Source organism: Halalkalibacter akibai JCM 9157, assembly GCF_000513135.1.
Lineage (GTDB): Bacteria > Bacillota > Bacilli > Bacillales > Bacillaceae_D > Halalkalibacter > Halalkalibacter akibai.
In genome coordinates this window covers 26,058-37,524 of sequence record NZ_BAUV01000041.1, presented here as the reverse complement: position 1 = coordinate 37,524, position 11,467 = coordinate 26,058, and the positions used below count along the sequence as shown (strand labels likewise).

Below are 11,467 nucleotides of genomic sequence, written 5' to 3'. Positions count from 1 at the left end.
AACTCTCAGTCGCTCTTTTGGCGACAAATAACATCTTAACACATTCTAAAAATCAGTGCAAGTCATTTTCAAAAAAAGATATTCACCATAACACCCAATGGAAGGATGCTCTCTCGGCGACAAAAATAAATATAACACATTGCGAAATTCCGCGCAAGAGTCTTTTCGTTTTTTATCTTCTACTTCCTTTATAACCAATTTAAAAAGATTTAAAACCTAAAAAAACTAATTTATAAAGAACGTAAATCCCTATCAATTTTACTTGGGTTCACAATCGGAGTCTTCGGATCATTTCCCCACTCCTCCCAAGAGCCTTCGTAAACAGAGATATTTCCGTAACCTAGTAGCCTTAACGTAAAATACATGTGAGATGCCCGGTTAGCTTTTTGACAATATATCATGATCTTCTTATCTTTCGTTACTCCCATGCTTTCTAATATGCTCAATAAATCTTTCTCCGATTTAAACAGAGGAACCTTCCCTTCACTTAAAACTTTTTTCCATTCGAGATTAATCGCAGACGGAATGTGACCACCTCGTTTAGCTCGTACTTCCTCTCCTTTATATTCTGCTGGTGAACGAACATCGAGCAATACTATCCCCTTCTTATTAATGGCACTTTTTACTTCTTGTTTCGATACCATAAGTTCTGATTTTTCTTCAGCTACATATTCACTATGAACTACTTTGGGTTCCTCAGTAGTAGTAATCTTCCCTTCTGCTTCCCAAGCGGCATAGCCTCCGTTTATTATTTTTACATGTGGATGACCGTAATACTCTAGTGCATAGAACAATCTAGTAGCATTCGTATCCTTCCCCTTGTCATAAATAACAACTTGAGCGTCCCTTCTAATACCTATTTCACTCATCTGTTTTTCGAAAACCTCTTTATTAATTAAGTGCCCTTCAATTGCATGTCTTTTATCTATAAGTAAATCCATATTAAAATGTTTTGCTCCTGGAATATGACCATCCTCATACCCTTCCTCTCTAACGTCTATTAAAATGAAAGAGGGATTCTCTAACTGTTTTTCTACCCACCCTGCGCTAACTAAAATTTCAGAATTCGTATAAGCTGTTTCAGCAAAGCTAATTGAAGAAATTACACTGAACTGAATTAAGGCCAATATGGTTAACAACACAATCCTTTTCATCCATTACACCCCTTTTCTGTTTTCAAAGCTATTATCACCAACTTTCGCATTTATACCCAAAAAAGAGCGACTGAGTATTAAACTCAATCGCCCTAAACATTTAGTTATGATAGAGAATTTTCATTTGTCCCGCTGCTTCTTTAGCGAGCTTTCTAGCTTTTTCTGTGTCTTCAGCCACACTAAGTGCAACAGCCATTCTACGCCCAACCTTCGTTTCGGGTTTTCCAAAGACCCTCACTTGCGTACACGGAACAGACAATGCTTGCTCAACACCTTCAATGGAGAAATTCTTGCTTTCCTCCCACGCTTTTACCACATGACTAGCACCTGGTGAATGTAAGGCGATCTCCGTAATAGGGAAACCTAAAATAGCACGAACATGTAAAGCAAATTCAGATAAACTTTGAGTGGCTAGTGTCACCATTCCCGTATCATGAGGCCTTGGCGATACTTCACTAAAATACACCTTGTCCTTTGTTAAAAATAACTCTACTCCAAACAAGCCATATCCACCTAAAGCATCTGTTATTTTCTTCGCAATTTCTTCCGATTCGGCAATCTGCTCTTTTGTCATTTGATGAGGTTGCCACGATTCAATATAATCGCCGTCCTTTTGAACATGTCCAATCGGCTGACAGTAGGAAGTACCAGAAACCGAACGTACAGTTAACAACGTAATTTCCGAATCGAAATGGATAAATTCTTCAACAATGACTCTAGTACTTTTCCCCCTTGCCCCTTCTAATGCAATATTCCACGAGTTCTCAATATCATCAATAGATCGACATAAACTTTGACCTTTTCCTGATGAACTCATCAACGGTTTAATCACACAAGGTGTTCCGATTTTTGCTACTGCTTCTTGCAATTCTTCATAGGAATTAGCAAATTCATAGCCAGCTGTTGGTAAATCAAGTTCTTCATTAGCTAGTCGACGTATCCCTTCACGATCCATCGTAAGTCTTGTTGCCGATGCTGTTGGAACAACGTGATGACCTTCCTTTTCTAGCTCCACTAACACTTGGGTCTGAATTGCTTCTACTTCTGGCACAATTAGATCTGGTTTCTCTTCTTCAATAATTTGACGAAGTGCTTTTGCATCGAGCATATCAATCACATGAGATCGGTGCGCAACTTGCATGGCTGGAGCGTGCTCGTAGCGATCCACCGCAACCGTTTCAACCCCTAAACGTTGAGCTTCTATAATCACTTCTTTTCCTAGTTCTCCAGAACCAAGCAATAGAATCTTCTTGTTTTTTCTAACATCCATCTCTAAGACTCTCCCATCGAAAAGCAGTATTTTATTTAATAATATCTTTTATCCTGCTATTCCACAAGAGAAAAAGCTTAATTTGACGAATGATTATGCCCATGCATAAACGAAACGTTCGGTAATAGCGTTAGTTGTTTAACGAAATCCCCATTGCTTTTGCCATCTTTTTAGGTAGGTCCGTGTTATCTTGATGACCAATAAAAAGCTCTGAATGAGGACCGAACGCATAAACAGGAACGTCTACACCTGTATGTTCAACTGTAACCCAGTCGATAAAAGCGTGTTTATTGATTATTTCATTAACGATAACAGCTAAATCTTTTTTATTTGCTTTGTTCAATCTTGCTGCTTGTGTTTCCGTAAGATCAAGACCCGTGTAATGTTTTATAATCTCTTTTGTATTTGCTCTATCATGATTTATTTTCTCAGCTATGTTAGTCGCTGACGCTTTCACTTCTCTTAAAATATCAGGTTGAGCTTTGTATTGATTATAACCTCCCACCGACATTCCACCGGTGTCATGATCACCAGCGACTACAACAAGAGTATTTCCGTTTTTCTGAGCAAATTTTTGAGCGCTTAACACTGCCTGTTCAAAAGCGGCAATATCATTCATTGCCCATGCACTATCATGAGCGTGACCTGCCCTATCAATTTTACTTCCCTCTATCATTAGAAAAAAGCCTTTCTGATTTTTGCTCAAGTGTTCAATTGCTTTTTCAGCCATTTCCGCTAAACTGGGTTCCGAAGTTAGGTGACGATCAATATCAGCAGCTAACATGTTGTCTGCAAATAAACCAAGAATTCGCTTTTCTCTACCATTAAGTCTCAACAATTGATCACGATCAGAAACGAATGTATATCCAGCTTGCTTTGCTTCTTCAATTAAATGTCGTTTAGATAAATCGGAGGCTGTAGGAAGAAAGTGCTTTTTCCCGCCTCCTAATAATACATCCACTTTTCCTATTAACTGTTCTGCGATCCTTCTTTCATCTTGGCGCGAATCCACATGCGCTCCAAAAGCTGCAGGTGTAGCATCTGTAATTGACTTAGTCGCAATTAAACCAGTTGATTTACCTGAAGCCTTTGCTGCTTCGAGAATCGTTTGAAGCTCAACCCCATCTGAATTAACACCAATCATACCGTTTGCCGTTTTCTTCCCTGTGGCCATTGCCGTGGCTGCTGCTGCAGAATCAGTAACCCAACTGCTTTCTGAATGAGTTTTCATCATGCCAACTAACATAGAATCTAATATAAAATCACCCTCTTTAAAGTGGCGATAATTTGTTGCATAGGAACTCGAAAATCCGTCTGGAATCATAAAGATTACATTTTCCACTTGTTTATCAACATCCTCTGAAAAGACACTAGCAGGGATACTTAAACTGAAACATAATACCAGAATGACTATTAGACGTAGATTAAACATTACTATCTCCTCCAATTATGAGTAACTTTTTTAATTGTTTGTTAGTAACCTTTAATTTATGAGATTTTCTTAAAATAGAAGAGCAAAATTCTGACTAAAACCTACAATCTCTACCCCGAAACTTGTCAGAAGAAGTAGATTTATTGTCGAATGTTTGTTCGTATTTATCCACATTGTCCACAATTTGCATGTGGATAAAACTTTCTTTGTTTAGTAATCATCCTTTTTCTCGAACTAGGCTTTTTCATTAATCTTACTTAAACGGGCATTCACCCATTCCATATTTACCTATTGTTCATAGGCTAGAGTGAACATGATTATTGACCGAAAGGGGATTTTATTTATGTATAGATATGATACTCCAGCATACCAACAGATGGATTCAAGATTTTTTGCGCCAGGTGCAATCGGACCACTAGGCGCTGGAATTCTTGGAGCAGGCTTAGGGTTTCTAGGAGGACAATTAGTAGGACCTGGATTCGGTACTTTCGGTCCTGGTTACGGTGGTTATGGTTACCCTGGTGGAGGTTTCGGTGGCGGATACGGTTATCCTGGAGCTGGCTTTGGTGGAGGCTTCCATGGTTATGGTGGTTACGGTCATCACGGATTTGGTCATGGTTTTGGTCCTCGCCCTCGTCCACGCCCTTGGTAAACCTAACAAAAAAGGATGTTCAAAAGGTTATTTCCCTTTTGAACATCCTCATTTTTAATTAACTTGTAATACATGTCTCCAACCACCTGATGCTGTGATGTCTTCTGCCGTATAAACAGCGTGACTTTCACATATAAAACCAGAGACTTCACTTCCATCCTCAAGTTCCACTTTACCTATGCCAAGTGGAGCTGGTATTGAAGCTGTAAATTTTCCGAATTCTACTAAAGGCATTTCCCAGATTTCGAGTTCAATCGAACCCGCTATCTGTTCATTTTTGATTAATCCTGGCTTTGCAGGTGTAGAAGGTAGTTTGACCATCTGGTATTTTGGGGCTGTTTTTGCTTCTTTAACAAATCGAGCTCTGCACTCATTCATTTGTTTCTCAAGGGGAAACCCTCTCATGTGAAGTCCACATACCGCAACTAGAGTGGTTGGTTCATCAAACGTTTGATTCGTTTTTTCAGATGTTGATTCATATAAACTTGCCGCTCCACGTATCAAACCTTCCTCCTTAGCTAAGCCAAACAAGGTAATTCCAAACGGAAGCTTAGAAGCGGCCTCTCCGGCAGGAATAGCGACTGCACATAAATCTAGAAGATTACAATGGTTGGTATAAAGTCCCATTGCGCTATTTGTAGCAATCGGATTTTCCCTTACTTCGTTCCGAGTCCATGTTCCACCTGCTGTTGGCATGACGAGAACGGCATTTTCGAATAGTTTTTTTGTTTCAAGCTTATAAGCTTGAAGTTTGTGAATCGCCTTGAAAACAGATGTCGCATCATATTGTTCAGCTGATCCAGACCTGATCACTTTCTCTGTTACTGGAAAAGCTACACCAGGATTTTTTTCTATGAATTCTCCAACAGCCGCCCAACGTTCCGCCACCATAGGACCATCATATAAAATAGCAGCTGCATCAGAGAGGAATTTTGTATCTACATACTCTATCGGTACATTTAGCGTTTTTAATTTGTCTACTGCCTTATCCCAAGCTTCACTGTATTCTTTCGCATAAGGACCGTAAAAATCAAGTGGGTTGGATGGAATTAAAAATTTGTCTGGTACTACTGAGACTGGTTGAGGAAAATATCTTGACCATGGATCTGATTCTTCGATGCCACGGACTGAGTCATCCACAAGTAAAGCCTCTTTTAAACTATGAGCAAAAACGGTAACACAATCAAGGCTCGCACATGCGGGTACGACTCCTTTTGTTGACCAAGACCCAAGGCTCGGTTTATAACCAACGAGATTGTTTAACAAAGCTGGTATCCGCCCAGAACCAGCTGTATCGGTTCCTAGAGAGAAAGCCGCTTGACCTCTTGCGACTGAAACAGCAGAACCAGCACTGGAGCCTCCACTTATTAACTCAGGACGAAAAGAATTATGCGTTTCCCCATATGGGCTTCTCGTACCAACTAGTCCTGTTGCAAATTGATCAAGATTAGCTTTTCCCACAGGAACCGCACCAGCCTCAATCAATCTACTTACTACTATGGCATGTTCTTTCGGAGTATAAGCATATTCAGGGCATCCTGCTGTAGTTGGCACATCCGCTAAATCAATATTATCTTTGATCGCAAATGGAATGCCCCACAATGGAGCGCTCTCTTTATCAAGAGCACGTAAACCGTCCAAATAAGGCTTTATTATTTCCATTGAAGGTGGCGTAATCCAAATATTCATCTCTTGATCAGCATTTGACCTTTTTATAATTTCTGAGACTACATCTTCAGGTGTTAATTCATTTGCTTTATAACGCTCTTTAAGCCAATCAACTGTTAACTTCTCTGGTATCGTTACTTTGCTCATTTACTAGCCACCACCTCTTCTTTTTCTTCCAAAACCCCAACAATCAGTTGCCCCGCTTGAACTTCATCTCCTGGTTTAACAAAGACTGCATCTACATATCCATCACAAATTGCTAGCTGAGGAAACTCCATTTTCATACTTTCTTCTATTATAAGAGTTTCACCTTTCTTAACGAATTGACCTGGTTCTACTAGAACCTTCCATACACTACCAGGCATTGAACAACGAACCCCCACAACACCTTCAGCTAACTCTTGTTCTTCACTTTCAACAACTGTATCATGATCAGAGATATACTCAGCAAGCCCCATCTCTTTCCAACTTTGACGCTCCGCTTTGAACGCCTCTTGTTGTTTCTGACGGAATACGTCCGTGTCTTCTTTTATGGACTTTAAAAATTCTAAGTAATCACCTAGCTTGAACGTTGTTTCGGTAATTTCAGCTTCAAAACGTCCACGTGGGAAGTCTTCACGAAGTTGTAGCAATTCATCTGCTTCTACTGGATAAAATTGAATTTGGTCAAAGAAACGAAGCAACCATGGCTTTCCAGATTGAAAGCTCTTTGTTTGACGGAATTTGTTCCACATTTGAATCGTACGCCCAACAAATTGGTAACCACCAGGACCTTCCATTCCATATACACACATATAAGCTCCACCGATTCCAACTGCATTTTCAGGTGTCCATGTACGAGCAGGGTTATACTTAGTTGTTACTAAACGATGACGAGGATCCATCGGTGTTGCTACCGGAGCTCCTAAGTAAACATCTCCGAGTCCCATGACAAGGTAATTCGCGTTAAAAACGACATCCTTCACTTCATCTAAATTATTTAGACCATTAATTCGTCTGATGAACTCAAGATTACTCGGGCACCACGGTGCATCTGGTCTCACATTTTGCTGATAACGGTCCGTTGCTAATTGAGTTGATGGATCATCCCAAGAAAGCGGTAGTTTTACAATGCGCGATGGCACTTCAATTTCCTCTAAAGGAGGGAGCGTACTATCCAGCTCTAGAATTTTTTCACATGCTTCTTGCACAGTTGTTCGAGTCGGATCAATATGAACTTGTAGGGAACGAATCCCTGGTGTTAAATCAATAAATGGGACTAAGCCACTTTCTTTAATCGCATCCATTAATACATGCGCTTGGAATCTCAGTAAAAGATCTAGCTCCATCTCGCCGTACTCAACGAGTAAATACTCATCTCCGCAGCAACGAATGGTCATCGGAAACCTTCTGTTCTCTTCTTCATGAACTAAAATCGGATAATCTGATGTTAGCTCTATTTTGGGAGGTAAAATACTTTCAATCCGAACTTCATTTCTTACTCCTTCACCAACAGCAGTAAGGTGTTGTTCTTGTTTCTGACGTAAATCATTTGCATCTTCAAGTGTTAGCAGTTCAAAGCGAATTTTATCTCCTGGGTGTAATTGACCTAGCTTCCAAAACTCAGCAGACGCCGTTGTTACAGGGCAAACAAAACCGCCAAGGCTCGGTCCATCTGGTCCAAGTAAAATCGGCATATCACCTGTTAAGTCAAGAGTACCTACCGCATACGCATTATCATGAATATTAGATGGATGTAATCCGGCATCTCCGCCATCTTCACGAGTCCAGTTTGGAGCTGGACCAACTAAACGTACACCTGTGCGTGAGCTATTAAAATGAACTTCCCAGCTTGTTTCCGTTAACTGCGTTAAGTAATCTGGTTGTAGAAATTCCTCTGTACAATGAGGACCAGGAATGACCCCAATTGTCCATGTGTTTGTCATTTCTGGGCGTGAATAAACATCTAACTCTGCCACTTCAGTTGGCACTGTTCCTTTATTTACATTCAGAACATCACCAGGGCGAAGCGCACGACCACCGTGACCACCAAAGCCACCAAGCGTAAAAGTAGCTGCACTTCCAAGGGTTAGTGGCATATCAAAACCACCAGCTACAAGCAAGTAACTTCGCATTCCTTCCTTCGCTTCGCCAAATGTTAGCACCTGCCCTTTTTTCGCTAAAATAGGCTTATATAATGAAATCGTTTCTTCATCTAATTGTGCTTGCATGTCAGCACCAGTTACACAAAACCAGATGTCATTGCGGAATTTATAAGAGCCACCACGAAGGGTTAACTCGAGTCCAGATGCTGAATCTGCGTTTCCAAGTAGTTTATTCCCCACTCTAAAGGACAAAGGATCCATTGGGCCACAAGGAGGAACTCCAACATCCCAGTGACCAATTCGACCAGGGAAATCTTGGACTGTCGTTTGAACTCCACCATCTATGACTTCAAGTGCATGTTCTGCAGGTTCAAATCCACTTAATAATTGCGTGTACACATGGCCTTTTAACACTTCTTCTTCTATTAATAATGCTTGTAAATATTGTAGATTCGTTGTAATCCCATAGAATCGAGTTTCTTCTAAAGCGTGAATAAGCTTCTGAATCGCTTCAACTCTATTTTCACCACGGACAATGATTTTGGCTAACATAGGATCGTATAGAGTAGTTACGGTCACTCCGTCTCTTAACCATGTTTCAATTCTCGCTTGTTCAGCTAGAACTACTTTGTCTAACTGACCTGCACTTGGTCTGAAATTTTGCAAACAGTCTTCCGCGTAAATGCGCGCTTGAATACTATGCCCGTTAGCCTTTCCTACTAAAGAGTCTAAGTTTTGCAGTTTATTAGCCGCTTCTTGTACCATCCACTCCACAAGATCAACATTTAAAACCTCTTCAGTCACACCATGTTCCACTTGAAGTCTTGTATTTACTTCAAGAAAATAAAATTCAGCTGTTTTTGGATCATAAAGAAATTCAACTGTTCCAGCACTACGATAGCCGACTTCCATAGCTAGTCGCTTAGAGGCCGCAAACATTTTTTCACGAACTTCATCTGAGAGATTAGGTGCTGGACTTTCTTCAATTACCTTTTGATTACGGCGTTGAATCGAGCAATCACGCTCTCCGAGAGTCACTACTTCCCCAAAGGCATTTCCGAAAATTTGTACCTCGACGTGACGTGCTCTCACAATATATTTTTCTAAAAACAAACCACCATTTTTAAAGTTTGTTTCTGCAAGGTGGCGAACACCCTCATAAGCTTGACGAAGTGTTTCTTCATCTTCACAAACTCGCATTCCGATTCCACCGCCACCAGCTGTACTTTTTAAAATAACTGGATAGCCAATCTTGTACGCTTCCTCCAGGGCTTCATCAAGCTCTGAAATTAAACTCGTACCCGGTAAAAGCGGAACACCAGCTTTAATCGCAATCTCTCTAGCAGAGTGCTTCAATCCGAACATTTCCATCTGTTCAGGTGTTGGTCCAATAAAAGCAATTCCATGTTCACGACATGTACGAGCGAAATCGGCATTTTCACTTAAAAAGCCGTACCCAGGATGAATTGCCTCCGCCCCGGTTTCAACAGCTGTCTTTAAGATTAACTCGCTATTTAAATAGCTATCCTTAGCTGGTCCATCCCCTATTAAAATTGCTTCATCCGCATGATCAACATGAAGACTATCTTGATCAGCCTCCGTGTAAACCGCAACTGATGCCACACCCATTTTTTTCAATGTTCGCTCAATTCTAACCGCAATCGCACCACGGTTTGCAATAAGGACCTTCTTAAACATATGAAAACCTCCACTCTCTCTATTATTTAATTTCTTCTATATAAATAGCACGACATAAATAGCACGACTCTCCCCAGTTCACTTTTGAACTCTACTCTTGCCAAATGAGAACACGAACTGGCGTTGGGTTATAAGCATTACATGGATTGTTCAATTGTGGACAGTTACTAATTAAAACGACTGTGCGACACTCTGATCTCATTTCGACGTAACGTTCTGGTCCAGAAACTCCATCTGCGAAAGTTAACCCACCCTCTGGTGTAACAGGTACATTCATAAAAAAGTTAATGTTAGGAGCTAAATCTCTTTTTGTATATTCGCCATCGAATTTCGCCATCTCGAGCATAAAAGTGTCACGACAATTATGCATCGGTAATGTATCGTGCGAATAACGGACTGTGTTACTTTGCGCCGAGCAAGATCCTCCTAATGTATCGTGACGTCCACAAGTATCAGCAACAATTGTTAGTAACGGTTTACCAGATTCTGATCTTAAAACAGATCCGGTCGATAGATAGATATTGCTTTGTCCAGCAATTGTCGCTACTGCACTATAATGATCTTCCGGATGATCTGCATCGAAGAATAAAGTATCTGCCGCTTGATTTCCTTCTACATCTACAATCCTAAGGACTTGCCCTGGCTCAAGCTCACGCATCCAACCATCACCCGCTAAAACGACCTCATCATAAATTGCATCCTCTATTTTTCGCTTACTTTCTACTCGATTAAAAACAGCCATTTGATCTCCTCCTCAGTTAAACTAAATTAGCCTTTTATTAAAGCTTCATATTCCCATGTATTTTCAAATGCCCGACGATTTTCAGGTCTATAGTTCAAACAAAAATCCTCTTCATCCACTTCTTCGGCAGTTAATATTTCTACAGAAACAGGAACTGCTGGGTACGTCGATCTCGGGTCTAACGGGTTCGGTGTGTTAGATAAAACAAATAAAACATCCATCTCAGTTCGAAGAGTAACTGCTGCCCCTTTTGGACAATGATCTAACACAAAATTCATGTCGCCTGTTTCATCACAGAACACTTTTGAGAACAGATTCACAACTGGTACTAAATCTCTTTTACCTAAACCGTTTCTGACTAACTCCACTGTGAAATTTTCCTGCCCACTTCTATACCATTCATTTCTACTTTCTTGATAGGTTGTTTTTCCATACTTCGAATCTGTCATTTCTCGTGTTGTATATCCACAAATTGTATCGTGCCACCCAAGTGTATCCCAGACAATACTAGTAAACACACGGCCGTTGTCACTCATCAGCACATGACCTGTTGTTAGATGTGAAGTATGCTGAGCTTTTAATGTATCCGGCATGTTGTAACGCTCCGATAAATCTTTTGGGTTATACATTAACAGCGAGAGATTGGCTCCTTCTTCAAGAGCAGTGAACCGAATGTATTTCCCTTTACTCACCGTTCCTGACCATTTCCCTCCTGCTGGAATCTCTTTTTTCCAAATTTGTTTGCTCATTCTAAACGACCTCCTAAT

The 11,467-nt window shown here is 40.5% G+C and carries 8 protein-coding genes; 1 reads left to right on the top strand and 7 read right to left on the bottom strand.

Translation table 11 applies throughout. The annotated features are described in order from the left end of the window. Positions 1-230: 230 nt before the first annotated feature. From JCM9157_RS17920 to JCM9157_RS17910, 3 genes are all read right to left on the bottom strand, one after another. On the bottom strand, positions 231-1,154 hold the full coding sequence (locus JCM9157_RS17920; RefSeq protein WP_052013238.1) for a sulfurtransferase: 924 nt from the start codon (positions 1,152-1,154) through the stop codon (positions 231-233). A 100-nt stretch (positions 1,155-1,254) separates the two neighbouring features. Then, positions 1,255-2,424, bottom strand: coding sequence for a formate-dependent phosphoribosylglycinamide formyltransferase (gene purT, locus JCM9157_RS17915; RefSeq protein WP_035666884.1), 1,170 nt, complete (start codon positions 2,422-2,424; stop codon positions 1,255-1,257). 130 nt (positions 2,425-2,554) lie between these two features. Beyond that, positions 2,555-3,856, bottom strand: a complete 1,302-nt coding sequence (locus JCM9157_RS17910) for an alkaline phosphatase (RefSeq protein WP_035666883.1) — start codon at positions 3,854-3,856, stop codon at positions 2,555-2,557. Between the two features lie 343 nt (positions 3,857-4,199). Between JCM9157_RS17910 and JCM9157_RS17905 the strand changes: the two genes are divergently transcribed. Then, positions 4,200-4,508: a hypothetical protein gene (locus tag JCM9157_RS17905; RefSeq protein ID WP_175576998.1), complete on the top strand. Its 309-nt coding sequence runs from the start codon at positions 4,200-4,202 to the stop codon at positions 4,506-4,508. Between the two features lie 54 nt (positions 4,509-4,562). Here the strand turns inward: JCM9157_RS17905 and atzF are convergent, their stop codons facing one another. From atzF to JCM9157_RS17885, 4 genes are all read right to left on the bottom strand, one after another. Further along, complete coding sequence (gene atzF, locus JCM9157_RS17900; RefSeq protein WP_035666882.1) at positions 4,563-6,323, bottom strand: allophanate hydrolase; 1,761 nt, start codon at positions 6,321-6,323, stop codon at positions 4,563-4,565. Then, positions 6,320-9,958, bottom strand: a complete 3,639-nt coding sequence (gene uca / locus JCM9157_RS17895; RefSeq protein WP_035666881.1) for an urea carboxylase — start codon at positions 9,956-9,958, stop codon at positions 6,320-6,322. The genes atzF and uca overlap by 4 nt, the downstream gene beginning before the upstream one ends. 91 nt (positions 9,959-10,049) lie before the next feature. Continuing rightward, a complete protein-coding gene (locus JCM9157_RS17890) occupies positions 10,050-10,700 on the bottom strand; it encodes an urea amidolyase associated protein UAAP2 (protein ID WP_035666880.1) in 651 nt (216 codons plus the stop codon). A gap of 26 nt (positions 10,701-10,726) precedes the next feature. After that, positions 10,727-11,449, bottom strand: a complete 723-nt coding sequence (locus tag JCM9157_RS17885; protein ID WP_035666879.1) for an urea amidolyase associated protein UAAP1 — start codon at positions 11,447-11,449, stop codon at positions 10,727-10,729. Positions 11,450-11,467 lie beyond the last annotated feature (18 nt).

What these genes read in the sequence shown, in the direction of transcription:
- JCM9157_RS17920 (WP_052013238.1), bottom strand. Translation starts at nt 1,154, where the DNA reads ATGAAAAGGATTGTGTTGTTAACCATATTGGCCTTAATTCAGTTCAGT.
- purT (WP_035666884.1), bottom strand. Translation starts at nt 2,424, where the DNA reads ATGGATGTTAGAAAAAACAAGAAGATTCTATTGCTTGGTTCTGGAGAA.
- JCM9157_RS17910 (WP_035666883.1), bottom strand. Translation starts at nt 3,856, where the DNA reads ATGTTTAATCTACGTCTAATAGTCATTCTGGTATTATGTTTCAGTTTA.
- JCM9157_RS17905 (WP_175576998.1), top strand. Translation starts at nt 4,200, where the DNA reads ATGTATAGATATGATACTCCAGCATACCAACAGATGGATTCAAGATTT.
- atzF (WP_035666882.1), bottom strand. Translation starts at nt 6,323, where the DNA reads ATGAGCAAAGTAACGATACCAGAGAAGTTAACAGTTGATTGGCTTAAA.
- uca (WP_035666881.1), bottom strand. Translation starts at nt 9,958, where the DNA reads ATGTTTAAGAAGGTCCTTATTGCAAACCGTGGTGCGATTGCGGTTAGA.
- JCM9157_RS17890 (WP_035666880.1), bottom strand. Translation starts at nt 10,700, where the DNA reads ATGGCTGTTTTTAATCGAGTAGAAAGTAAGCGAAAAATAGAGGATGCA.
- JCM9157_RS17885 (WP_035666879.1), bottom strand. Translation starts at nt 11,449, where the DNA reads ATGAGCAAACAAATTTGGAAAAAAGAGATTCCAGCAGGAGGGAAATGG.